This is a genomic window from Paludibaculum fermentans, assembly GCF_015277775.1.
Lineage (GTDB): Bacteria > Acidobacteriota > Terriglobia > Bryobacterales > Bryobacteraceae > Paludibaculum > Paludibaculum fermentans.
This window is the reverse complement of sequence record NZ_CP063849.1, coordinates 6,955,486-6,978,606: the sequence shown is the minus strand read 5'-3', so window position 1 is coordinate 6,978,606 and position 23,121 is coordinate 6,955,486. Positions and strand designations below refer to the sequence as shown.

General features: G+C 63.8%; 22 protein-coding genes. 7 read left to right on the top strand and 15 right to left on the bottom strand.

The genetic code is table 11. From position 1 onward, the window contains the following. Nucleotides 1-4 precede the first annotated feature (4 nt). From gspE to IRI77_RS27525, 5 genes are all read right to left on the bottom strand, one after another. Entirely contained in the window at nucleotides 5-1,642 is a 1,638-nt protein-coding gene (gspE, locus tag IRI77_RS27545; protein ID WP_194448193.1) for a type II secretion system ATPase GspE, read from the bottom strand. Between the two features lie 2 nt (nucleotides 1,643-1,644). Further along, on the bottom strand, nucleotides 1,645-2,184 hold the full coding sequence (locus tag IRI77_RS27540) for a hypothetical protein (RefSeq protein ID WP_194448192.1): 540 nt from the start codon (nucleotides 2,182-2,184) through the stop codon (nucleotides 1,645-1,647). Continuing rightward, nucleotides 2,184-2,780 (bottom strand): zf-HC2 domain-containing protein, encoded by a 597-nt coding sequence (locus tag IRI77_RS27535; RefSeq protein ID WP_194448191.1) that lies wholly within the window; start codon nucleotides 2,778-2,780, stop codon nucleotides 2,184-2,186. Before IRI77_RS27535 ends, IRI77_RS27540 begins: the two co-directional genes overlap by 1 nt. 25 nt (nucleotides 2,781-2,805) lie before the next feature. Continuing rightward, on the bottom strand, nucleotides 2,806-3,363 hold the full coding sequence (locus IRI77_RS27530; RefSeq protein WP_194448190.1) for an RNA polymerase sigma factor: 558 nt from the start codon (nucleotides 3,361-3,363) through the stop codon (nucleotides 2,806-2,808). Between the two features lie 537 nt (nucleotides 3,364-3,900). Next, complete coding sequence (locus IRI77_RS27525; protein ID WP_194448189.1) at nucleotides 3,901-4,854, bottom strand: helix-turn-helix transcriptional regulator; 954 nt, start codon at nucleotides 4,852-4,854, stop codon at nucleotides 3,901-3,903. A gap of 80 nt (nucleotides 4,855-4,934) precedes the next feature. On the opposite strand from IRI77_RS27525, the gene IRI77_RS27520 reads away from it, so the two are divergent. The 6 genes from IRI77_RS27520 (at nucleotide 4,935) to IRI77_RS27495 (ending at nucleotide 10,343) form a co-directional block, all read left to right on the top strand. After that, on the top strand, nucleotides 4,935-5,444 hold the full coding sequence (locus IRI77_RS27520; RefSeq protein WP_194448188.1) for a DinB family protein: 510 nt from the start codon (nucleotides 4,935-4,937) through the stop codon (nucleotides 5,442-5,444). 46 nt (nucleotides 5,445-5,490) lie between these two features. Then, nucleotides 5,491-6,768, top strand: a complete 1,278-nt coding sequence (locus IRI77_RS27515) for a bifunctional folylpolyglutamate synthase/dihydrofolate synthase (protein WP_323745381.1) — start codon at nucleotides 5,491-5,493, stop codon at nucleotides 6,766-6,768. Nucleotides 6,769-6,807: 39 nt separating this feature from the next. Further along, nucleotides 6,808-7,536 carry a lysophospholipid acyltransferase family protein gene (locus tag IRI77_RS27510; protein ID WP_228486347.1) on the top strand — a complete coding sequence of 243 codons (729 nt, stop codon included), beginning with the start codon at nucleotides 6,808-6,810 and terminating at the stop codon, nucleotides 7,534-7,536. A gap of 2 nt (nucleotides 7,537-7,538) precedes the next feature. Next, nucleotides 7,539-8,630, top strand: a complete 1,092-nt coding sequence (locus IRI77_RS27505) for an amidohydrolase family protein (protein ID WP_194448187.1) — start codon at nucleotides 7,539-7,541, stop codon at nucleotides 8,628-8,630. A 73-nt stretch (nucleotides 8,631-8,703) separates the two neighbouring features. After that, nucleotides 8,704-8,943, top strand: a complete 240-nt coding sequence (locus IRI77_RS27500) for a hypothetical protein (protein WP_194448186.1) — start codon at nucleotides 8,704-8,706, stop codon at nucleotides 8,941-8,943. Continuing rightward, nucleotides 8,940-10,343, top strand: a complete 1,404-nt coding sequence (locus IRI77_RS27495; RefSeq protein ID WP_194448185.1) for a hypothetical protein — start codon at nucleotides 8,940-8,942, stop codon at nucleotides 10,341-10,343. The genes IRI77_RS27500 and IRI77_RS27495 overlap by 4 nt, the downstream gene beginning before the upstream one ends. Before the next feature lie 36 nt (nucleotides 10,344-10,379). Here IRI77_RS27495 and IRI77_RS27490 read toward each other — a convergent pair whose 3' ends face one another. Then, nucleotides 10,380-13,052: an ADOP family duplicated permease gene (locus IRI77_RS27490; protein ID WP_194448184.1), complete on the bottom strand. Its 2,673-nt coding sequence runs from the start codon at nucleotides 13,050-13,052 to the stop codon at nucleotides 10,380-10,382. Between the two features lie 9 nt (nucleotides 13,053-13,061). Next, nucleotides 13,062-13,379, bottom strand: a complete 318-nt coding sequence (locus IRI77_RS27485) for a PadR family transcriptional regulator (protein ID WP_228486346.1) — start codon at nucleotides 13,377-13,379, stop codon at nucleotides 13,062-13,064. A 214-nt stretch (nucleotides 13,380-13,593) separates the two neighbouring features. On the opposite strand from IRI77_RS27485, the gene IRI77_RS27480 reads away from it, so the two are divergent. Continuing rightward, nucleotides 13,594-14,589 (top strand): hypothetical protein, encoded by a 996-nt coding sequence (locus tag IRI77_RS27480; protein WP_194448182.1) that lies wholly within the window; start codon nucleotides 13,594-13,596, stop codon nucleotides 14,587-14,589. Nucleotides 14,590-14,656: 67 nt separating this feature from the next. Here IRI77_RS27480 and folP read toward each other — a convergent pair whose 3' ends face one another. The 8 genes from folP to IRI77_RS27440 form a co-directional block, all read right to left on the bottom strand. Further along, on the bottom strand, nucleotides 14,657-15,496 hold the full coding sequence (gene folP / locus IRI77_RS27475) for a dihydropteroate synthase (RefSeq protein ID WP_194448181.1): 840 nt from the start codon (nucleotides 15,494-15,496) through the stop codon (nucleotides 14,657-14,659). Nucleotides 15,497-15,552: 56 nt separating this feature from the next. Next, nucleotides 15,553-16,809 carry an ABC transporter permease gene (locus IRI77_RS27470; protein WP_194448180.1) on the bottom strand — a complete coding sequence of 419 codons (1,257 nt, stop codon included), beginning with the start codon at nucleotides 16,807-16,809 and terminating at the stop codon, nucleotides 15,553-15,555. Further along, on the bottom strand, nucleotides 16,810-18,036 hold the full coding sequence (locus IRI77_RS27465) for an ABC transporter permease (RefSeq protein WP_194448179.1): 1,227 nt from the start codon (nucleotides 18,034-18,036) through the stop codon (nucleotides 16,810-16,812). A 7-nt stretch (nucleotides 18,037-18,043) separates the two neighbouring features. Further along, on the bottom strand, nucleotides 18,044-19,231 hold the full coding sequence (gene tyrS, locus IRI77_RS27460) for a tyrosine--tRNA ligase (RefSeq protein WP_194448178.1): 1,188 nt from the start codon (nucleotides 19,229-19,231) through the stop codon (nucleotides 18,044-18,046). Then, nucleotides 19,232-20,029: a bifunctional hydroxymethylpyrimidine kinase/phosphomethylpyrimidine kinase gene (gene thiD, locus IRI77_RS27455; protein ID WP_228486345.1), complete on the bottom strand. Its 798-nt coding sequence runs from the start codon at nucleotides 20,027-20,029 to the stop codon at nucleotides 19,232-19,234. It lies immediately after the preceding gene. A 13-nt stretch (nucleotides 20,030-20,042) separates the two neighbouring features. Then, nucleotides 20,043-21,779, bottom strand: coding sequence for a hypothetical protein (locus IRI77_RS27450; protein ID WP_194448176.1), 1,737 nt, complete (start codon nucleotides 21,777-21,779; stop codon nucleotides 20,043-20,045). Beyond that, nucleotides 21,779-22,297, bottom strand: a complete 519-nt coding sequence (locus IRI77_RS27445; protein ID WP_194448175.1) for a hypothetical protein — start codon at nucleotides 22,295-22,297, stop codon at nucleotides 21,779-21,781. Before IRI77_RS27445 ends, IRI77_RS27450 begins: the two co-directional genes overlap by 1 nt. 80 nt (nucleotides 22,298-22,377) lie before the next feature. Continuing rightward, nucleotides 22,378-23,085 carry a protein phosphatase 2C domain-containing protein gene (locus IRI77_RS27440; protein ID WP_194448174.1) on the bottom strand — a complete coding sequence of 236 codons (708 nt, stop codon included), beginning with the start codon at nucleotides 23,083-23,085 and terminating at the stop codon, nucleotides 22,378-22,380. Between the last annotated feature and the right edge of the window lie 36 nt (nucleotides 23,086-23,121).

The window sequence follows — 23,121 nt, the reverse complement described above, 5'->3', positions numbered from 1 at the left end:
CGCTTTAGAACTCCTGGGTGACACGCAGCACCTCATCGGCCGTGGTGACGCCGTTGGCCACCTTCATCCAGCCATCCTCGCGCAGGTTGCGCATACCGTTGGAACGCGCGGCCTGCGTGATCTCGGCCGCATCCGCATTGCGCATCACCAGCTTGCGCAGCTCATCGTTCATCTCCATCAGTTCGAAGATGCCCACCCGGCCTTTGTAGCCGGAGCCGAAGCAGCGCTCGCAGCCCGTTCCTCGAAATGTGGGGATCGTATCGCCCAACGGCGTCAGCCTCTCGCCCGCCTCCTGGCGGCAGCCCGGACAGACCACCCGCACCAGGCGCTGGGCCAGCACAGCCACCAGCGACGAACAGATCAGGTAATTCTCCACCCCCATATCCGTGAGGCGGGTGACGGCGCTGGGCGCGTCGTTCGTATGCAGCGAGGAGTAGACGAAGTGGCCGGTCAAAGCGGAGCGGATGGCGACATCCGCCGTCTCGCGGTCGCGGATTTCGCCCACCATGATCACGTCCGGATCCTGGCGCACGATGTGCCGCAGCCCCATCGCGAACGTAAGCCCGATCTGCGTATTCACGTGGATCTGGTTGATACCGTCCATCTGGTATTCCACCGGATCCTCGATGGTGATGATCTTCTTGTCCGATTGGTTGATCCGCTTCAGCGCCGAATACAACGTGGTCGACTTGCCGCTGCCGGTGGGGCCGGTCACCAGGAAAATGCCGTGCGGCAGAGCGGTGAAGTGCTCCATGCGGCGCAGCATGTGGTCGTCGAAGCCGAGATTCAGCAGGTCGTAGAAGTCGCCGGCGCTACGGTCCAGCAGGCGCATCACGACACTCTCGCCGTAGAGCGTCGGCAAGGTGGACACGCGCAAATCGACCTCGCGGCCCATCGTCTTGATCTTGATACGGCCGTCCTGCGGCAGGCGCCGTTCCGCGATGTTCAGCTTCGCCATCAGTTTCAGGCGCGAAATCACGGCCGCCTTCAGCTCCCGCGGCGGAGCCTCCTGGTCGTGCAGCACACCGTCAATCCGGAACCGGACGCGGAACTCTTTCTCAAACGGCTCGATGTGAATGTCGCTGCCGCGCTTCTCCACGGCCTGGGCGATCATGGCGTTCACCAGGCGGATGACCGGCGCCTCGCTGGCCATGTCCCGCAGATGCTCCAGGTCGGCGGCATTCTCCTCGCCATCCTGCGCAAACGCGGCGTCCTGCTTCTCTTCCTCGCCGTAGAACTTATCGATCGCATCGACGATCTCCGACTCCATGGCGAGCTCGGGCCGGATGCGCAGCCCGGTGGCCGACTTGGCGGCGGCCAGCGTCTCGAAGTCCAGCGGATCGGCCACAGCCAGGATCAGCGCTCCGCCGTCCATGCGCAATGGCAGGGCCTTGGCTTGCCGCAGGAAGCGGGCCGACAGCCGCTCCGTCTCGGGGGAGACCAGCGGCGGGCCATCCAGTTTCGCAATCGCGACGTTCAACTGCTCGGAAAGCGCCGCGAGAATGTCCCGCTGGGCAACGTACCCGAGATCTACCAGGATGCGGCCCAGTTTGTCGCCGCGCTCCTTCTGCATCTCCAGCGCGCGGTCCAACTCTTCCTGCGCCAGTTGCCCGCGCTGTATCAGTATTTCACCCAGCCGCATGACTACTCTTCCCGCACCTGAATGATGCTGTCGAGTGCGGTGCGCGGCTGACGGTTGGTGGCCACATCCAGCAGACCCCGCCGCGGCGCCTGCATCGTGATCCGGTGCGGCATGCCGGTCGCGTCTTCCCACGAGTTATAGAACAGGAACAACCCCAGCACCAGACGCTCGTTCATAGGAACCCGGTCCATCGAGCCGGCCGAGGTCACCAGCATGTCCCGCATCAGGTTCTTGATCTCGGGCAGGCGGCGCAGTTTGGCGGCCCGCACCTTGGCAATGTCTTCCTTGCTAAGCGTGGGCCGGAACGGCGAAATACCAGGCGTCTGAACCAGATTCACTTCCGCCGTGAAAGCCGCGCCATAGCCTTGCAGGTACAAGCCGCGCGTGAGGCCCAGCACCTCCACCGGAGCGTCCATGCTGAAGCGCTGCAGCTTCTGGTCGAAATTCCGCTCCATCGCTTCGATCTCTGTCCGCGAGGGCGCCGACAGTTGGGCGGAGAGTGGCGCCAAAGCCAGCGCGAACATCAGAATCGGGGCGCGCATCAATCTCCTCCCTGCCGGCTCGCCTGCACGAAGAGCGTGTTATACCGTTTTTCCAGCAGCGACCACGCGTCGGACGCCAGCCGCATATCGGCCATCCGGCCCTTCTCAGACTGCGCGCGTACCTCTTGCAGCTGGGCGGAAAACTCCGCCATGGCCGGCTTCAACTGCGCCTGAATTCGCTGGTCGACCGCGGCGGGCAGCACCCGCGCCACTTCCGCGTTCACCCGCGCCTGCACCTGCTGCTCGATCTGGGCGGAGGCCAGGGCGGTAGGGGCGGTGGGCACCGGACGGGCCATGTAACCGTGCAGCAGGATGGCCCCAGCCAGCATGGCGGCCGAGGCAAAGCCCAACCGGGGCGCGGAGTTCCAGAAACGCTGCCAGGCGCTGGGTTCAAAGACCGGGTCCGAGACGAACGAAATCCGCTTGGGAATCTCCTGAACGGGCAGGCGCCGGAGCGCGGTGACGGTCAACCGCAGTCCATCCACCTCCTCCTGGCAGTGGGCGCAACCCGTGAGGTGCTGCTCCATCTGCCGGCGTTCGGGAGCCGTGATTTCGTCGAGAATATAACTCTTCCAATCAAAATCGGGACAAGTCATTGCTTGCTCCTCATCCTTCTGTCTGTCACTCCGCGCCTGGCACCGGACCGCGGACCACCGGGGCCAGAATCTCCTTCAGCAAATCCAAACCCGTATACACCCGGGACTTGATGGTCGACGCCGGACAATCGAGGATCTCGGCGATCTCATCAAACTTGAACCCTTCGTAGATCTTCAGGATCACCGCTTCCCGCTGCTCCGAGGACAACCGGGCCAGCGCCGACTCCACCGCCAGCGTCACCTCTACCGGAGCCATCCTCCGCCCCGGCATCGACCCCACCGCCTGATCCACCAGCTCGTCCTCCGGCCGCTGCCGCCGCAGATGGCTCATCGCCTCGTTATGCGCGATGCGATATAGCCACGGGCCGAAACGGGCCGGGTCGTCCAGCTTCGCAAGGTGTTGATACGCCTTGAGAAACACGTCCTGGCAAAGATCCTGGGCATCTTCCGAGTGGGAGGTGAGCCGCAACAGGTAGTTGTACATCTTCGTCTCCCAACGGGAAACGAGCGCGTTGTAGGCATCCACCTTGCCCTTGCGGGCACGCAGCACCAGATCGCGGTCTTCCACTTCTCGGAATATCAACTCCAGGTCTCCCTGGTCATTGTTCCTGAACCTTTCCTCTGAAGCAAAGACGATTCCAGGAGCGAAAAAGACGAAGAGGCCTCGGGATACTCCCAATCGGCCAGACCTTCGCCCCTGCAGCATTCTCGCAGACCCCATATAACTCTCAATAAATGAACAAGATGTGGTTATTCCTGCGAACGAGGGCGGCCTAACGGTACTCACGTACTCCAACCGGGACGGGACCAGAAATACGTTATCGACGGGATACGCATTCCCCTGCCATCCGGGCAAACTAGGTTCATGCTCGGCTGGCTCGCCTGAGGGAGCGACGGGCGCGCAGGGTTCCTCTGAAGGTATTGACCGCCTTCACCTGTGCGGACGACATCCCAGAGCCGGCCGAGGAGGGTAACTGCACGAGTCCCGACCCCCGGGAGGAATGCACTCCGACTCCTCTCCCGAGTGAGATCCGCCCGATCTTGCACGAGCTGGCTGTTCCCGCGTTGGACGACCGCGGGAACGGCCGGGGCCGGCGCTCCTCCGCCGGCCCCCCTCCTTTTACCCGCAGGCCCGCGCCAGCCGCTCCGCCAGGCTCCTGACCTGATCCTTCAGTTCCTCCGGCTCCAGAATTTCGAAATCCACACTCAACCAGGAAAGATGGATCGCGAGCGCCCCCAGGGAATGCGCGCCGGTCGACAACACACACCGGTCCTCCCTCTCCGGCTCGAGCACCCCCACTGTCGGCGGAATCAGCTCCTTCATGGTTTCCAGCGTGGCGTACAGCAGGACGCGCGCCCGGTGCGTGTACGGAGCCAGCGAAACCGAGCGCGCCACATACGCCGGAAATCCGCCCTCCGGCGGCCGCCGCGCCGTAAACCGTGCGCCCCGAGTGAGTTTCGAGCCCATCCGGTCGACCCGGAATGTCCGCCAGTCCGCCCGGGCCAAATCCCAGGCCACCAGGTACCACCGGAACCCCGTCGGCACCAGGCAATGCGGCTCCACGTTCCTGCTGCTCGCCACACCCGTGTGATCGCGGTACTCGAAGCCCGCCCCCTCCTGGTCGCGGCAGGCGGCGGCCAGGGCGGCCAGCAGCCCCGCATCCACCTGGGGCCCGGTCTTCGACAATGGCTCGATGAACGAACTCAGTGCCGCCACCCGCCGGCGCAACCGGCCCGGCAAAACCTGCTCCAGCTTGGCCAAGGCCCGCACCGATGACTCCGCGATACCGGCCACGGACCCGCTGGCCGCCGTCCGCAAACCCACCGCGACCGCCACTGCCTCGTCATCGTCCAGCAGCAGCGGCGGCAGCGAGGCTCCGGAGCCCAACTGATACCCGCCCGCCGCGCCGGATGCGGAATGCACCGGATACCCCAGCGAGCGCAGCCGCTCGACATCCCGCCTCAGCGTCCGGTCCGTCACCTCCAACCGCTGGCAGAGGTCCAACCCCGTCCAGTTGCGGCGCTCCTGGAACAAAGAGAGAAGACGAAGCAACCGCGCCGAAGTCTGTAACATGCACCCAGTCTCCCACTCTTTGCGGACCGAATCTGCCCGCAATTACGAATATCCTGGCCCTGTCGAAACAAGGAGATCGCATGCAACTCACTGGACTATTTCTTGAAGAACTGGACCGCGAAGCCAGCGCCACCCGGCGCGTCCTGGAACGCGTGCCCGAGGGCCGCTCCGGCTGGAAGCCGCACGAGAAGTCGATGCCGCTGAGCGAACTCGCCACCCTGGTCGCGACCATGCCCATGTGGATCGCCCTCATGCTGAACCAGGACTTCCTGGACCTGCGCCCCCCAGGAGGTCCCGAGTACAAGACGCCCCAGCGCCACACCCGGGCCGAACTCCTCTCCGCGCTCGACGATTCCGTCGCCCAGGCCAAGGCCGCCTTGGCCGCCACCAAGGAGGATCATCTCCTCACCAACTGGCAGTTCCGCATCGCCGGCCATGTCGTCAGCGACCTGCCCCGCCATCAGATGATCCGCGATGCCGTCTTCCAGCACATGGCCCATCACCGCGGCCAGTTGACCGTCTACCTGCGGCTGAACGAAGCCAAGGTGCCCGCGATCTACGGTCCCACCGCCGACGAACCCGCCTTCTGAGCAGCGTTCCGGGGGGCTCCGCTAACATAAAGGGGTAGGAGCCCTCCTGAGCACGCTGTATCCGGATTCCGTTCGATTCCTCTACGCCCTGGGCAACGAGTACAAGACCATCAAACTCGGCCTGGAGCGGATCACCGCAATTCTGGAGGCTCTCGGCAGCCCGCACCGCGCCGGACGGTTCATCCACGTGGCCGGCACCAACGGCAAAGGCTCCACCTGCGCCATGCTCGAGCGCGCCGTCCGCGAGTCCGGCGTCCGCACAGGCCTCTACACCTCTCCGCATCTCGTTGAGCCGACGGAACGAATCCGCGTGAACGGCGTCCCGGCCACCCAACAGGAATTCGCCGCCGCCTTCACGGAAGTGCACGAAACCGCCGAGCGCCTGTTGCGCGACGGCGCGATCGACATGCACCCCACCTACTTCGAGACGGTGACCGCCATGGCGTTCCTCCACTTCCGCAACGCCGGAGCCGAGGTCACGATCCTCGAGACCGGCATGGGCGGCCGCCTGGACGCCACGAACGTCGTCGACCCGCTGCTGTCCGTCATCACGCCGGTCGATTTCGACCACGAAAAGTTCCTGGGCAACACCATCCCCCAGATCGCCTTCGAGAAGGCAGGCATCATCAAACCGCGCCGTCCCGTGGTCGTCTCACGTCAGCATCCGGAGGCCATGCAGGTGCTGGAACAGCGCGCGGCCGAAGTGGGCGCTCCGCTGCTGCGCGCCTCCGAATGGCGCGTGGACCACATGGCGCTGCACGCCTACGGCAGCCGCTTCCATGCCGCCAGGTCCGGCCGCGGCGTGGAGGTCGAGTGCCCGCTCATCGGAGCCCACCAGGTGGAAAACGCGCTCACCGCCGTGTCGGCCCTCGATCAACTCGGCTACACTCCGGCGCAGATCCAGCGCGGACTCGCCGAAACCGTCTGGCCGGGCCGCCTGGAGCGCGTCCGCCAGCAGCCCGACCTCTTCCTCGACGGCGCCCACAATCCCGCCGGAGCCCGAGCCCTGGCCGGCTACCTGCGCCACTTTCACCACGGCAAACGCGTCTGGATGGTCTTCGGAGCCATGCGGGACAAGGACTTGCACGTCATCGGCCCCATGCTGTTCCCCCTCGCCTCCGAGCTGATCTTCACCACCCCCAACCAGGCCCGCGCCTTCCAGGCCGAGGAGATCCGCGAGATTTCGGGCGAATCGCGCGCCCGCGTCGCGCCCTCTCCGAAGGACGCCCTGGCCCTGCTCGACGCCGCCGCCCCCCAGGACGTCCTGCTGCTCACCGGTTCGCTCTACCTGGTGGGCGAGGTCCGCGGCCTGCTCATGGGATAATCGGGATTCGGAATCGCCTCGTATTCGCGTTGAAGTGGGATGACGTTGAGCTACCTGATTGCGGTGCTGGTGCGGGCACCACTCATAATTCTGTCCACCATTGTGATGGGCTCCATCAGCCTGATCGTGGCGCCATGGGATACCGAGGGCCGGAAACAACTGGCCGTCGCCCGCGCCTGGGCCCGGTCCCTGCTCTGGTTCGCCGGCGCCAGGGTGGGCGTGGTGGGTGCCGAGAAGCTGGCCCGCAATGTCAGCTACGTCGTCTGCCCGAATCATGTCAGCTACTTCGACACGCCGGTCCTGCTCACCCACGTCCTGGTGAACTTCCGCTTCCTGGCCAAGAAGGAGCTCTTCGCGATCCCCTTCCTCGGCGGCCACCTCAAGCGCGCGGGCAACATCAGCGTGCCTCTGGAAGACCCTCGCGGAGCGTTGAAAGTCCTCAGCGCCGCCGGTAAGGCCATGAAAGAGCGCGGCCTGTCCATGCTGGTCTTCCCGGAAGGCGGCCGCTCAGAGACCGGCGCCCTCACCGAGTTCAAGGACGGCGCAGCCTACCTCGCCATCAAAGGCGGAGTACCGGTCGTGCCGGTGGCCATCATCGGAGTCGGCGACATCCTCCCCATCCACTCGCATCACGTCAAGCCCGGCCGGGTGACCTTGCGCATCGGCGACCCCATTCCCACCGAGGGTCTCACCAGCGCCGCGCGCACGGAACTGACAGCCAGGATTTACAATGAAATCCTCGCCATGCAGCGCCTGGGACACTCCTGAAAATGAATCACAAATCTCTGCTCTTCCTCCTGCTGCCGGCGGGCCTGGCCGCGCAGTCCGCCACGACTTCGATGGATATCCGCGAGTACGAGCCGAAGTCGTCGCTCGTCGTGCCGCAGCATCCTAGGACGCGCGCGAAATACCCGTTCATCGACGTCCACAACCACCAGAACTTCCCCATGTCCGCCGACGCCTACAAAAAGCTCGTCGCCGACATGGATGGACTCAACCTGCAGGTAATGGTGAATCTCAGCGGCCGCTTCGGCGACCGCCTGAAGTCCGCCGTGGACAGCGAAAAGTCCGCCGCGCCCGGCCGCTTCATGGTCTTCGCGAATCTCGACTTCTCGAACATCGACGACCCCGGCTACGGCAAGCGCGCCGCCGCCCAACTCGAGCAGGACGTGAAGAACGGCGCCGTCGGCCTCAAGTTCTTCAAACAGTTCGGCATGGACATGAAGGACGGCAAGGGCGAACGCATCCACGTCGACGATCCGCGCTTCGACGCCGCCTTTGAAACCTGCGCCCGCCTCAAGATCCCGGTGCTCATCCACACCGCCGAACCCAAGCAGTTCTGGGACCCCATCGACAAGCACAACGAGCGCTGGATCGAAATGATGGAGATGCCCGGCCGCCGCCGCTCCAACGGCAGCACCGCCTCCTGGGAGACGCTCATCGGCGAGCAGCACAACCTCTTCCGCCGCCATCCCAAAACCATCTTCATCAACGCCCACCTCGGCTGGCTGGGCGGCGACCTCGCCCAACTCGGCAAGCTGATGGACGAGTGCCCGAACATGTACACCGAAATCGGCGCCGTCCTGGCGGAACTGGGCCGGCAGCCGCGCGCGGCCAAGGCGTGGTTCATCAAGTATCAGGACCGCGTCCTGTTCGGCAAGGACACCTGGAACCCCGAGGAGTATCACACCTACTTCCGCGTGCTCGAGACCGAGGACGAGTATTTCCCCTACTACCGCAAGCGCCACGCCTTCTGGTCGATGTACGGCCTGGGCCTGCCCGACGAAGTGCTGAAGAAGCTCTATTACAAGAATGCGTTGCGGCTGATCCCCGGCATCGACCCCAAACCGTTCCCCAAATAACGCACACCAGGAAGAAAAGCCCCGGGCTGTAGCCCAAATGGCCCGCCCGTGAGTCTTAAGGGAGAGGGCTCTCATGCCGCTATCTCTTCCTATCCGGATTCTGGTCTGTCTATCCCTGCTCTGCCTTTCCGCGGAGGCCCAGTTTGCAGGCATTGCCGTGGACGGCGCCGCGTCCAACGTCTGGTTCAGTTCCAACCTGCGCCTGAAAGGTGACGAAGGTGCGCCCGCCGCGATGCTGTATCAGACCGGGCCGGCGGCCCTGTCCTATTTCTGGATCCGCCGGACCCGGACCTGGTCGTCTCCCTGCGGATGAACCAGGTCAGCGACGACGGCGATGTCCTCTGTTGGACCACCCGGCGGTTGCTGCGGTTGTACTCATCCACGAAGCGCGTGCAACCGAAGATCGGAATGCCGATCACGGCCGTACCGGAGACCGTGGTCCATCGCAACAGTGACGGCCGGGAGTGGACGCTTCCAGGCGAAGCCGCGCTGAGCCGCAACGGGCGCTGGGTATGGACCTCCTCCCGCGCGCTCGATCTGGCCTCCGGCCAGGAGTATGACGTCTCACCCGCATTCCGGATCGCCTCCGGCATCTCCGATGAGGGCGACACCGTCGTCCTCCAGGAGACCAACCTCGCCGGCCTCCTCCGGCCGGGCGGCCAGTTCCGGCCCCTGCCTGAGGGCATTCGTCCCGCCCAGGTCATCCTGATGGACCGTCACGCCTCCACCCTGGTCTGGAACACGGGTAGCTCTACTCTCGGCGAAGGCCAGCTCAAGAAGCTCGACGTCGCCACCGGCACCATCACGGTGCTGGTAGACACTTGCCCCAACTGCGAGCCGCTGCAACTCTCCGCGGACGGCCGGCGCCTGCTGGTGGCCACCCGGTCGATTGACGGAGCCCCCGGCGTCTGGGTGCTCGACACCCTCAGCCTGCAGCGCACAGACCTCGCCCCTGGCTATGCCGCCGCTGCCGCCATTACCAGTTCCGGCCAGACCGTCTGCTACTCCGGCAGCGAGGGCATGCTGCAATGCCGCGACCTGGAATCCGGCGATGTGCGCGCCGTCGTCGGGAAAACAGCCCAGGTCGCCCAGTGGGCCGCTACGCCGGATGAATTCCCTGCCCCGGGCAGCCGCTACACCCTGAAAGGCACCGGCCTGCAGGACGCCGCGGTCTCGGTGAATGGCACACCCGCAAAAGTAGCCGCGTCCACCGACACGGCCATCACGTTTCTGGTCCCCGAATCTGTCGAGCCCGGCCAAGCCGAGTTCTCCTTCGAGCAGGAATCCAGCCCATTCCGGTCGTCGCTCGCCCATGAACTCCGGGCCATCGCTCCGCGCGTCATCAAGCTCGCGGAAATCCCGGGCGCGGAGAGCATCGGGTGGCTGCCGTACCTGGAGAATGGCACGCGCGGCGGGCTGGCCGGCGAGTTCGAGCCGCTCCATCCGGGCGAAGTCGTCTGGATCCACATGGTCGGACTGGGGCGCGACCCGTCCCTCATGCTCTGGTACTGGCAGGATTGGATCGGCGGACCGCTCCACGACATCGCGCCCTTCGAAATCACCCAGGACGACGGCTGGTACACCGTCAAGATCCGCATTCCCGAAGCCGCGCCCAACGGTATCTCGGTGGTAAAGGGCCGGTCGCCCTGGGATCCGTCCATCAGCACCGGCGTGGAGATTCCGATTGCGCCAACAAGCGCTCAGCAGCCTTGAGGCGGCAGGCCACGGTAGGCGTTTACCCGGCGTCGCCTACTCGTACCGCAGCGCCGCCCCCGTCTCCACCCGGGCCACCCCTCGTCCCGGACCCCACGTCGCCCCCACTGCGACAACCACCAGCACGGCCAACGCCCCGGCCGCCACCGCCGCCGCCTCCCAGCCCGGCCCGGCCAGCAGCCCCTTCATCACCGGCTGCAGCAAAACCAGCCCAACCAACCCGGCCGCCAACCCCGCCGACACGGCCGCCATCACCCCGCGCAACAGCGTCCACAGCAATTGCGAACCATCCGCCCCCAGGGCTGATCGAATCCCGAACTCTTTCCGGCGAGCCGCCGCCTCCCGGGCCACCAGGCCATACAGGCCCGTCCCCACCAGCACCACCGCCAGCAGCGCGAAGAAGCCGGACAGCCACGACGTCAGCCGTTCCGTGCTCAACGTCCTTTCCAGGGCCTGCTCCGAAGTCCGGACATCGTAAAGTCCCAGCTTCGGATCCAGCTCACGCACCACACCCCGCAGCAACTCCAAGGCGCGCACCTCCGAGGCGCCGGCTAGCCGCAACTGCACCACAATCGCCTGGGCCGGAAACGGCCACTGCCGGTAGGGCACGTAGACACACGACAAGCCCTCGCGCCGCCGTGGATCGCTCAATTGCACATCCGCCACCACGCCCACAATCTCAAATGTGGACTCGAGCGGCTTGCGCAGATCCCCAACAAACCTCTGCCCAATTGGATCCTGCCCCGGATACGCCCGCCGCGCCAGCGACTCGCTGATCAGCGCCACCCGCTGGGCCCCCACGTCATCCCTCTCCGTAATCAGCCGGCCGCGCCGCAACGGGATCCCCATCGTCTCGAAGTAGCCCGGCCCCACCGCCACCGCGCGCGGCACCAGTTCCTTGTCTTCCCTCCGCCCGGCCCGCAGGAACATCATCGACCAGTAGTACGGCGAGATCGGAGCCACATTGCTCAGCGCCGCCGCCCGTATGCCAGACCCGGCCGTGCCCGCCAGCTCCTTCAACCGCCGGTCCAACCCGCGATAGAACGCCAGCCGCTGTGCTCCGTCATAGCCGTTCAGCGCCGGCTCCATCTCGGCGATCAATAGCCGGTTCACCGCGAAGCCCGCATCGAAGGCGAACAGCCTCCGTAAGTTCGTGGCGAACAGCCCCGCGGCTACCAGCAACAACAGAGCCGTGCCTGTCTGCACAGCCAGCAGGACATGCCTCATCCGCGAATGCCTCGGCCCGCTCTCGCCGCCCTTCAACGCGGCCATCAGGTCCAGCCGCGTCGACTGCCACGCCGGAGCCACTCCGAACACCAGGCTCGTCGCCATCGACAGCAACAGCGCGAACCCGAGAACCCGGAAATCCAACGGCACCGTCAATTTCGAACCCTCGCCCAGCAAGGGGAACTGCGACGCCAGCAGCGGAGCCAGTGATCCGCCCAGCACCAACCCGGCCGCACCGCCGAACGCCCCAATCAGCAAGCTCTCCATCACGAGGTGCGCAATGACGCGGCCCCGCGAGGCCCCCAGCGCCAACCGCGTCGCCAGTTCCTTCCGACGCTGCAGCCCGCGCACCAGCAACAACCCCGCCAGGTTCGCGCAGGTCACAAGCAGCACCGCCATCACGATCAGCGCCAGGGTCCGCAGATGCTGCCGGGTCCGCGCAGCCAGCACCGCGTCCCGCAAAGGCTCCAGCGTCAATGTCCGCTTCCGCATCATCGCCCGTTGCGAGGCAACCAACTGCCGGTCAGCTTGGATATAAGGCTCCTGGAACGCATGCAGCCGCTCGTTGAGTTCCTGCCCCAGCGCCGCTCGATCGACACCCGGCTTCATACGGCCCACCACCCAAAGCCAGATGATCAGGGGCTTGTCCAGTCCATCCCAGCCCGGAGTAATCGCCGGCTTCATCTGGATCGGCACAAACAACGACCGCGGATAACCCTGCTCAATGCCCGCAAAGCCCGGAGCCGCTACCCCAATCAGCGTGTAGGGCGCCCCGTTCAGCTCAATCGAGCGCCCGATCGCCTTCGGATCGGAGCCCAGGTGCGAGGTCCAGTACGCATGCGAAGCCACCACCACCGGATGCCCCAGCCTTACCCGGTCGTCGTCCTTCGTCAGCAGCCGGCCCAGGTACGGCCGCACGCCCAGCACATCGAAGTACGTGCCTGAAACGAGCTCGCTCTCCACGCGCTCCGTCGCCCCATTCCAGGCCTTGGCCGCGACGGCCGCGGGAAAGGCGCAGAGCAGCCCGTCGAAGCGCGGATCGCCCTCCAACGACCGGTAAAACGGGTAGTTCAGCATCCGCCCGAACTCATCCGGCTTCGGAGCGAACCATACCAGCCGCTCCGGCTCGTGCACCGGGATCAGCCGCAGCACGGCCGCATTCACCAGCGAGAACAGGGCGATATTCGCGCCCGTACCTAGTGCGAGTGTAAGGATGGCGACAGTAGTGAATCCCGGCGACCGCGCCAGCCCCCGCCACGCCTGCCGCAGGCTGCCGGCCGCGGCCGTGGCCAGCGCGTAAGGCCGCAAATCCCGGCAAGCCTCTTTCGTCGGCTCCGGCAGCCCGAACTCCAGCAGCGCCGCCCTCCGCGCCTCCTCCGGGCTCATCCCGCCCTGTAGATTCGAGGCGATCAGTTGATCCAGGTGATACCGCAGCTCGGCATCGATCTCATGGTCGGGGATCCTTCGCCGGAAGAAACGCATGGCCGCTCCTCAATCCTGCGCAATGTCCAAAACCAGGCCAACCGCCGAAGACAGCCGCACCCACCGGGCTCGAGCCTCGGCCAGTTGTTTCCGGCCCCGGGCCGTCAAGGCATAGAACTTCGCCTGCCGCCCCTCGTCCGTAGCCTTCCACTCGGCCGAAATCCACCCCTCGCCCTCCATCTTGTGCAGAGCGGGATACAGCGACCCCTGCTGCACGGAAAGCACGTCCCGCGACAGCAGCTTCAGCCGCTGGGCAATGCCCCACCCATGCAGCGTGCCCCCGGAGAGTATCTGGAGCACCAGCACGTCCAGCGTGCCGGGAAGCAAATCGTCATTCTGGGCCATAGTAGTGTCGGTAGCCGACAATTGTCGCCTGCCTACAATACTGGATCCGAATCAGAAAGCAGTCAAGATGCAAAGCGAATCGTCGAGCAACCGGCACCTCCGGTGAAGGTGGACCATAGTTGAGCGTCCCCTTGTTGCGACCGCGCGTCTGGCGATATCCACTTTTCTGCGAATGCTCAGGCGTAAACTAATGTTTATGCGTCAATTGGGTCTGGTTATTGCGCTGTTGATCGGCGGCGGGATAGTGCTCGCACAACCCGCGGCGAAGGAAGATTACCGGCTCGCCCTCCCGGAGCACAAAGGACAATTCTATTGGCCGATGGAAGGCTTCAAAATCACGCAGTCTTCGGCCAAGCCCAACGCGAACGAAATCGGGCTTCGCGGCCGGGATGCCTCTGGCAATCTTACCTTCCTTGGGTTTCTCTTCCTTGTCCCCGAGCACCCGGACATGAACAGTGCGGCATGCCGCGATTTCCTGCTGAGGGAAGACCAGAAAGCCGACAAGACGATAAAGATCCTGTCCACCTCAGAGCTCGCCCGTCCCGCCGGCCTGCCCGTGGCCATGGCCGCGTACACGAACAGGAATCGCGATGGATCGCCTCACTATCAGGTCCGGGGGTTCGTCGCCGCCGGTAATCTTTGCGGCGACCTCGCGTTTTTCAGCTCAAAGCCGATCAGTGAAAACGATCCGGAGCTGAAGCGGATCTTTTCCGGCATCGAGTTCAACCCGGATTACGTTCCGCGGTTTCGGGATGTCGCGCTGTATGCCCAGATTCTCTTCCAGAACCATCTGTACAAAGGAGCGGCCCCACTCTTCGAAAAGTGTTTAGCGATGGTGCCGCCGGATGGTGCGCCGTTCCCCTCAGCGATCACAGCGGCGAGAATCATGCGCGATCAGGCTGGAATGTCCTATGGGATAGCCGAGAACTACAAGAAGGCTCGGAGCCTCTTTGAGGAGGGTGTGGCCAAGGATCCCGTCTACCCGATGAACTACTACAATCTCGCCTGTGCGGATGCCGGCGAGAACCAACTTGCGGCCGCGAAGGCTCATCTCCAGCAGGCTTTCGACCGCAAAGCCAACATGATCAGAGGCGAGCAGCTACCCACACCGACCAAAGACGATTCGTTTCTGCCCTACAAAGGCAACAAGGAGTTTTGGGCCTTCCTCGAGAAGCTGGAGGCCGCCAAATAGACCGCACGTACCGGAAGATCCGGGGAGGGCTGCGGCCGCCGGCTGAACCCTTTCGTCCGCTTGTCCCCTACCCGATCAGCGCCTGGTCCGCCACCAGAATCGCCGGCCGGATCGCTTCGACATTGTAGACTCGCACCAGGTGCGCGCCCCGCAGCACGGCCATGGTCACCGCCGCGATCGTCGTCCCCAGGCTCGGCTCCAGCGTGATCGCCGCATTGAAGGGATGCCCCTCCGGGCTCACTTCCACCGGCAGCCGCATCTCGTGGAACTCGCCCAGCCCGGTGATCAGCTCGCTGTTCGTCTCCTTGCGCTTGCCCATGCCGAGGCCGATATCCAGCGCCAGGCGCGTCCGCTCCACGCCCATGCGCCCCGCACGGTTCAGCGCCGCGTTCAACTCGGCCATCACCATCCCGACAGCGCCCTTCATGGACGGCTGCTTCGGCCACGTATCCGGCGTACCTCGTGTGTGCTGCAGGATGAACCCGACGTCGTGCTGCATCACGATCTTGGCCAACTCCTGGTCCAGCGTCAGACCCGTTGGATCCTTGATGATCACCGCGCCGTGCTCGATCGCCTTTTCGGCCACCGCCGGTTTATACGTCTCCACGCAGATCAGCGGACTCACCTTGCCGCGCACCCGCTTCAGGATCGGAATCAGCCTCCGCAACTCTTCCGCTTCCGAGATCCGCTTCGATCCGGAGTGAAAACTCTCGGCCGCGATTTCGATGATGTCCGCGCCACTGTCCGCCATCTGCACGGCCTGCACGAACGCCCGGTCCGGGTCTTCATAGCGCCCGCCATCCACCGGCGAATCGGGGGCAACATTCATCGCGCCTACGATTAACGTGCGCTCACCCAGGTGCAGAACTTCGTTCTTAATCTTCCAATCGACGCGTTTACGGCTCATTGAGGTCTCATCCTATCTTCGCAGGAACCCCGCCGGAACCGCGAGCACCCGGTGTTTTATTCGTAGCGCAGGCAGACGATCGGGTCCAGTTTGGCCGCCCGGTTCGCCGGCCAGTAGCCGAAGAACAGCCCCACCATGGCCGACAAAGTCACACCCATGGTGGCCCAGAACGGGCTCACCGTGGCCCCAATCGAAGGCGCGGCCGTGCGGATCAGCAGGGCCAGGATGAACCCGCCCAGGATCCCGATCATGCCGCCCGCCACCGTCAGCATCAGCGCTTCCAACAGGAATTGCACGCGGATGTCCGACGCTCGCGCACCGATCGCCTTGCGGATCCCGATCTCCTTCGTGCGCTCCGTCACCGAGATCAGCATGATGTTCATCACCCCGATGCCGCCCACCAATAGACCGATGGAACTGATCACCGAGGTCAGGATCACGATCGCTCCGGTCAACTGACCCCACAGCTTCGACAGGAAGTCCGAGCTCAGGATCTCGAAGTCGTTGTCGGACTTATACGAAACCTTGCGGATACGCCGCAACACGTCGCCCACTTCATCCTGCGCCGCCATCGGATCGACATCCCGCTGCACCGTGTAGATGATCACCACTTCCTTCGACTCGGGATAGTGCTTGCGGAACGTCGACAGCGGGATCATCGCGAACTGGTCAACACCCGGACCGCCCAATAGCCCCTCGTCATGTGCAAAGACACCGATCACCTCGAACGGTGCCCCGTTCATCATGATCTGTTTGCCCAGCGGCGAAGCCCGCCCGAAGAGCGAATCCGCAATCGCCTGCCCCAGCACCACCACCGCCGCGGCGCGGTCCACCTCGGCCTGCGTATAGTAGCGGCCCTGCTCCACCACGAACATGGGGATCACGTCGCAGTAGTCGGCGCTGGCTCCGCGGATGATCGCCCGCTCCACACGCTCCCCGGCATACCGCAGTTCGTTCTTATCCCCAAAGAAGTTGGCGCGCGTGCCCAATGCGCTGATCTTGTCGATGCTGTGCACCGTGTCCTTGATCTTGTCGGCGTCGCTGTATTGCAGGTATCGGCGCAACCGGTACTTCTCCGGCATGCGGTTCGGATCGGTGCCGAAGGGGAACCGGGTGATGAAGTAGCTGCGCGAGCCCATCTTCTCCACCTTGTCCGCAACGAACTTGTTCAGCCCGTCGATGATCGCCGCTACCGTGATCACACTGGTCACGCCGATGACGACGCCCAGCAGTGTCAGCGCGCTGCGCACCTTGTGCGCCCGCAGCGTGTCGAGACTCACGATCAGGTTTTCGCGGAATTCCGAGCGCGTCATCTATTCAGCCCTCAATGCTTCCACCGGATCCAGCCGCGCGGCGCGCGAGGCCGGGTAAATCCCGAAAAACAGCCCGATGGCCGAACTCAAAACCATGCCCAGGACCGCCACCCCGGCCTGCACCGACGCAGGAAACGAAGTGAACCGGTTGAGCGCCTCTGCACAAAGGAACCCCAGGGTGATGCCGCAAAATCCGCCCACCATGCACTGCAGCACGCTCTCCGTCAGGAACTGCTTCAGGATGTCGCGGCCCGTCGCGCCCATCGCCCGCCGGATGCCGATCTCCTTCGTCCGCTCCGTCACACTCACCAGCATCACGTTCATGATCACAATGCCGCCCACCAGCGCCGAAATCGAACTCACCAGGATGAAGACGGCGAAGAACGCTCCGCTGATCTGCTGCCACAACTGGATGTAGCTGTCCTTCGTGCCGATGAAAAAGTCCTCGTCCTGCGTCGGCCGGATGTGCCGCCGCGCGCGCAACGCCAGCCGCGCCTGGTCCTGCGCCCGCTCGAATCCCTTCGGATCGTTCGGGACTTTCACGTTGATGGTCAGTGAATAGCGCGAGCCCTTCAACTGCAGAAACGTGTTCAGGGGGACCACCACGAAGTTGTCCGAATCCTGCCCCAGCACGCTGCCGCCGCGCTCGTAGAGGCCGATCACGGTGAACTCTTCACTGCCCAGCCGGAACTTTTGCCCCACCGGATCCTGCTCCGGAAAGAACTTGTCCCGCAGCGTCGCGCCGATGACCGCGACCCGCACGGAACGCTGGTCCTCGATCTCAGTGAAGTAGCGCCCCATCTCAATGGTGCGCGCCTCAATCTCGGCCATCGAAGCCGTCTGGCCGTTCATGTTGACGTCGGTCAGTTCCTCGGTCAGGTGGTTCGCCCTCGTCGTCACGGAGCCCGACGCGCCCATCACCTTGCAGTCCGGGCAGGCCGACCGCACGAAGTCGTAATCCTCCATGTGGATCCGCTTGTAGCGCAACGCCTTGAGGATGATTTCGTAGTCGGTGACGGCGAACGGAGTGCGCGCCATCTGGAAGACATCGGCGCCCAGGTTCGCGATCTTCGTCTCCACGTAGACGTTGGCGCCCTGGACAATGGTGACCACCGTGATCAGCGTCGCGACACCCATCGTGAGCCCAAGCACAGTGAGAGCGGTACGCAGGCGGTGCGAGCGCAGCGCATCCAGACTCAGGCCCATCGTGTCGCGAGCCAACAACATAAACAGGTCAGACCTTCACACGGGCCCATTTCTTACCGGCGCGCAGGATGTACTCCCCTGCTTCAAACCGGTGCGACGGACTCTTAATGACTTCACCGCCGGCGGCGACCGCACCCGCTTTGATGAGCCGGTCCGCTTCCGAACTGGACGGCGCAAGTCCCGTCTGCAACAGGCACTGTTTCAACCGCGGGTCGGCTGCGATCGTGAGGGGCAGATCTTCGGGCGTCTGGCCCTGGCTCACATCGTGCAACCACTGCTCCCGCGCGGCTTTGGCTTCCGAAGCCGGATGGAAATCCCCGGCGATTCGTTCAGCCAAATCCAGCTTAATATCGCGCGGGTTCCGTCCGCTCGATTTCAGGGCCGAAATCTCAGAAATTTGCACATCCGTCAAAAGTTCCCAGTAGCGCCACATGAGGTTGTCGCTGATGGTCATCAGCTTCTTCACCATCACGTCAGGAGCTTCCCGGATGCCGACGTAGTTGCCTTTAGACTTCGACATCTTATCGATGCCGTCCAGACCTTCGAGCAGCGGAACCGTGCCCACAATCTGTGGCGCCTGGCCGTAGTCGCGCTGTAAGTCGCGGCCCACCAATAGGTTAAACTTCTGGTCCGTGCCTCCCAGCTCGACGTCGCATTCCAGCGCGACCGAGTCGTAGCCCTGCGCCAGCGGGTATAGCATCTCGTGCACCGAGATCGGCACCGACTCGCGGTAGCGCTTCGCGAAATCGTCGCGCTCCAGAATCCGGGCGACTGTGTACTTGGAAGTCAGCCGGATCATGTCCTCAAAACGCAGCGCGCCCAGCCAGTCGTAGTTGAACCGAACCTCGGTCTTCTCGGGATCGAGGATCTGGAACACCTGCTCCTTATAGGTATCGGCGTTGCGATTGATCTCTTCGCGGGTCATCGGCGGACGCAGCGCGTTGCGGCCGGTCGGGTCGCCGATCAGGCCGGTTGCATCACCGATCAGGAAGATGACCTTATGGCCTAAGTCTTGGAAATGCTTCATCTTGCGAAGCAGGACGGTATGGCCGAGATGGAGGTCGGGCGCGGTCGGATCGAAGCCCGCCTTGACGCGCAAAGGGCGATTCGCCAGGGCCGCCTGGGTCAGGCGCTCCTTCAGGTCCTCTTCCCGGATGATCTCCGAGAACCCTTTCCGCAAATAGTTCAACTGCTCGTCGACGGGGAGAAATGCCACTCATTCATTGTAAAGGTGGTTGCGAGCGTGGTGGTTGACCGGTCCGCAGCCATGACCCAGACCGGGATTGGTCCGGATCGCCTCTGTTATGAACTCTTTCGCGGATCGAACGGCCTGGGGCAGGGGTAGACCCAAGGCCAAACCGGCAGTGACCGCTGCCGAGTAAGTGCAGCCGGTTCCATGCGTGTGGACCGTCTCGATGCGATCGGCTGGAAACTCGTGAAGTGCTTTGCCGTCAAGCAGAAGCAGGTCCAGCGCGACTCCGGCGAGATGGCCGCCTTTGACCAGCACGTGGCAGCCGCAGGTGTCGAAGAGGCGCCGCGCGGCGGCCTCCATCTGGTCGCGGGTTTCCACCGTAAGTCCTGTCAAAGCAGCGGCTTCGTGCAGATTGGGCATCACCAGCCTGGCCAGCGGCAGCAGCTTTTCGAGCAGCGCGGAACGGGCTTCGGCGGCGATGAGCGGAGCGCCGTGCTTGCTGATCATCACCGGGTCAACGACCAGCGGGAACGGGAAGCGCTTCGCCATATCCGCAACGGCTTCAACGACTTCCGCGGTGCCGAGGGCTCCGGTTTTGGCTGCCTTAGGGGGCATGTCGTCGAGAATGGCCTGAATCTGGGCCACCACAAACTCGGGTTTCAGTACCTGGACGTCGAAGACGTTTTGCGTGTTCTGGACAGTCAGCAGCGTGATGACAGCCTGGCCGTAGACGCCAAACTGATGAAACGTCTTGAGATCGGCCTGAATGCCGGCGCCGCCGCTGGGGTCGGAGCCGGCGATGGTGAGGGCAATGGGCTTCACATTGCCAGTGTAACTACTTGAGAGGAAGGCGTCCTGACTGGGTAGCTCCCTGTACGTTCGTGATTTCGACATCGACACCAGTCAAACCGGCGGCATCGCCTGTCACGGGGAAGCTTGCCCGAAGTTGGAAGGTGCCCGTGCCTGAGGTCGAGAAGTAGTTGTTGAATGAAGAGGTTACGTCGACCTCCATGCGGCCGGGCGAGGCCGGCTGGCCGTCGCTCCGGAGGAAGCTGAAAGCGATTTTGCCGGTGGAGCGCGTGTTGTCGACGCCGGTGAGCAGAACCTCCGCTAAAGAGCTGGAAATACTGGCCTTAGATGCCGTGAAGACGACCGGGGCGGGGTCGATGCGATACATGGCCTGCTCCGTCAAACCGCCCATGTCGGCTGTCAGAACGATCGTTCCGGCCGTTGAACCCGTCTGCAGGAGTACGGAATTGGAGCCGCTGAAGTCAGCGGTGGTCGAGCCCTCGTTCAGGCGGAAGTTGACGGTCCGTTCCATGCGGGGCAGGAAGGCGATGGCGGCGTCGTTGCCGAGGGCCGGGGTGCTGGGTGTGAAGTCTAACTTCAATAATCCAAACACAGTAGCCTTGGCCGGCTGGGCGAACTGCAGGACAATCGCCTGCTGGATCCCGGAGGTGAGTTTGCCGGAAACAGGCTGGAACGAGGGGCGAGGTGAGGGGAACTCAGTGAAAGCCGCCTTCAGGTCGAAGGTGCGGTTGGCGACCTTCAGGGTTCCGGTGAGGGTACGGGCGGTATCCGACGAGACGTTGATGATCCATTCGGAACCCGACGAGGAGAGCGTAAACCCTGTGCCTGCAAGGGTTGGAGGGGCATCCGGGGTGATGCGGAGGCGGCGGTTCAGAGTCGATTTGCGCTCGACTGTACCCAGGTCGCAGGGAGAGGTCAACAGTTTCCAGAGGCTGCCTTCCAGGATCTCAACACTGGTGGAGGCGACCGTGCCGCCCTGGAGCTTCACCTGCAAATCATTGATCCACAAGGTGGTTGTGAACTCACCAGGCTCCACGGGCGTGAAGCGGACGGAGAAGTCACCCTGGCCGTTGGCCGGAATCAGGTAAGGGGGAATGAACTGATCGAACGTCCGGAAAGGCGACGGGTCAATCGATAAACGGCTGATGGTGATGGGGTTAGAGGTTGGATTGCGGATCCGGAAACGGGCCGTGGAGGATTCGCCGGCCGCAACGGCGGGCATCTGGAAGGACGCCCCGACCGGCACTTCCGCGTCGCCAGTTCGGTGAAAGAGTTGAAACGATGGGGTTTCCGCCAGAGGGATCAGCACCGGAGCCAGGCCGGGCGTCCAGGCGTAGAGGCCGCCCTCGTTTCGAACGAGGAGCCTGCCGGGGCCCAGATCTTCCAGAAACGAAGGGACTTCCGCGACGGGATCGAGAAACTCCAGGGCCTGCCTGTGCCAAGCGGCGTGTTCTCCGGCAGCAAAGTAGATTTCAACCAAGTCGCCTGTTTCGTTGAACGTGGCTGCTGCCGGACCGTGTGGAGCCGGGACTATGGTCTCCTCGCCATCGAGAACGTGGAGTTCGGTTTCCGTCTTGTACCAGAGCGTTTTGCCGGAGTAGCCGGCGGAGATGACGCCATGCGGAACAAGGATGGGCGCGGTCCAGGCCCCTCGTGTGCCTTGGAGGGACCTAAGGGCACCTTTTCCGTCATGAAAGATCCCGGCGACCGGGGTAGTTTGCGCGAAAGCCGAGAGCGTGAAGAAAAGAAGAAGATAGCGCATCACGGTTTTCCTATCGTGATCACCGGCGCTCCGAGGGAGGGAGGCAGACTGGCCGCCGGAGGAACTGCTGTGATTGCAGGCGTGGATTTGCCGCCGCTTGCGACCGCCAAACCCGCGGCGGTTGCACCGCTAACGACGGCTAAAATGATCCATTTTTTTGCCGATTTTGGCGCCACCTGCCGAGATATCGGCAATGCTGCCGATATCTCGGCAGGAATGATGATTTCGACCCGTTCGGTTTGATTCGCCACCCGGACGAGGATGTCCAGTTTGCCGGGCGTGGAGTTCCAGCGGATGCCCCGCACGAACGCCTTTCCATCCGGTCCAGTGAGTACGGATTCGGACTTCGAGCCGCTGGCGAAATCGCCGGACGGACCTTCCGAGGGGAGCCTGAACTGGACGGTGACCGAGGAGGCGGGGGCGCCGGAAGCATCCCTCACCTGAACAGCGAAACGCTGGGGACTGACCGAGTCGCGGGCGGCGACGGCGCCGGAGCCTTCGACGACCTCAATGGTCAAGGCGCCGGTGGGCGCGAGGAGTGCCGCCAACAGGCACAAGTGGAGCACGAGACCCTCCAGAGGCAGAGGGGTTTGGTGATTTAGAACTCGAGGAGGACGACGGTGATGTTATCGGGTCCTCCGGCTTTCTTTGCTGCCTCGATAAATGAGTGGGCGCGAGCCTCCAAAGATATCGGCTGAGATAGAAGATTTTCGAGATCTTCATCATCAAGCGGGCCGTGGAGACCGTCGCTGGAGAGGAGCAGGATGCTGCCGGCGGGGGGATGGAGGGGGTAAATCTGAACGCGGAGGAGTTGGCTGACGCCCACAGCCATGGTGAGGACGTGGCGCATGGGATGAACTTTGAGGCGCTCCTCGGCGATGCCGAGGGGGCGGCCCACTTCATTGACCCAGGTCTGGTCGTTGGAGACGAGGGAGAGGTGGCCGTCCTGGAAAAGCCAGGCGCGGCTGTCGCCGACACTACCGACAAGCAGCGCAGTGGGCGTTTCCAGGGCGCAGATCATGGTGGTGCCCATGCCTTCGAGGCGGGGGTCCGCCGCGGCGGTTTCAAGCACAGCCGTGTTGGCGTGTTCGAAGGCGTGGATGAGCGCTTCATGGGTTCGGACGGGGGCCGCGGCTACGGCCTCGCGCAGGCTTTCTATCGCGATTTGCGAGGCAAGTTCGCCCGCCTGAGCTCCCCCCATGCCGTCGGCGACGGCATATAAGCCGAGCTTGGGGTCGACGAGATACGAGTCCTCGTTATTCTTTCGGACGCAGCCGACGTCGGTGATGCCAATGAATGAGCGCACGGTTCCCTGAATTATAGTGCGTACGATGACAGCGAA

What these genes read in the sequence shown, in the direction of transcription:
- IRI77_RS27540 (WP_194448192.1), bottom strand. Translation starts at nt 2,184, where the DNA reads ATGCGCGCCCCGATTCTGATGTTCGCGCTGGCTTTGGCGCCACTCTCC.
- IRI77_RS27525 (WP_194448189.1), bottom strand. Translation starts at nt 4,854, where the DNA reads ATGTTACAGACTTCGGCGCGGTTGCTTCGTCTTCTCTCTTTGTTCCAG.
- IRI77_RS27450 (WP_194448176.1), bottom strand. Translation starts at nt 21,779, where the DNA reads ATGCGCTATCTTCTTCTTTTCTTCACGCTCTCGGCTTTCGCGCAAACT.
- IRI77_RS27500 (WP_194448186.1), top strand. Translation starts at nt 8,704, where the DNA reads ATGCCGCTATCTCTTCCTATCCGGATTCTGGTCTGTCTATCCCTGCTC.
- IRI77_RS27510 (WP_228486347.1), top strand. Translation starts at nt 6,808, where the DNA reads ATGACGTTGAGCTACCTGATTGCGGTGCTGGTGCGGGCACCACTCATA.
- IRI77_RS27535 (WP_194448191.1), bottom strand. Translation starts at nt 2,780, where the DNA reads ATGACTTGTCCCGATTTTGATTGGAAGAGTTATATTCTCGACGAAATC.
- gspE (WP_194448193.1), bottom strand. Translation starts at nt 1,642, where the DNA reads ATGCGGCTGGGTGAAATACTGATACAGCGCGGGCAACTGGCGCAGGAA.
- IRI77_RS27480 (WP_194448182.1), top strand. Translation starts at nt 13,594, where the DNA reads ATGCGTCAATTGGGTCTGGTTATTGCGCTGTTGATCGGCGGCGGGATA.
- IRI77_RS27490 (WP_194448184.1), bottom strand. Translation starts at nt 13,052, where the DNA reads ATGCGTTTCTTCCGGCGAAGGATCCCCGACCATGAGATCGATGCCGAG.
- IRI77_RS27505 (WP_194448187.1), top strand. Translation starts at nt 7,539, where the DNA reads ATGAATCACAAATCTCTGCTCTTCCTCCTGCTGCCGGCGGGCCTGGCC.
- IRI77_RS27495 (WP_194448185.1), top strand. Translation starts at nt 8,940, where the DNA reads ATGAACCAGGTCAGCGACGACGGCGATGTCCTCTGTTGGACCACCCGG.
- IRI77_RS27520 (WP_194448188.1), top strand. Translation starts at nt 4,935, where the DNA reads ATGCAACTCACTGGACTATTTCTTGAAGAACTGGACCGCGAAGCCAGC.
- IRI77_RS27470 (WP_194448180.1), bottom strand. Translation starts at nt 16,809, where the DNA reads ATGACGCGCTCGGAATTCCGCGAAAACCTGATCGTGAGTCTCGACACG.
- IRI77_RS27465 (WP_194448179.1), bottom strand. Translation starts at nt 18,036, where the DNA reads ATGTTGTTGGCTCGCGACACGATGGGCCTGAGTCTGGATGCGCTGCGC.
- folP (WP_194448181.1), bottom strand. Translation starts at nt 15,496, where the DNA reads ATGAGCCGTAAACGCGTCGATTGGAAGATTAAGAACGAAGTTCTGCAC.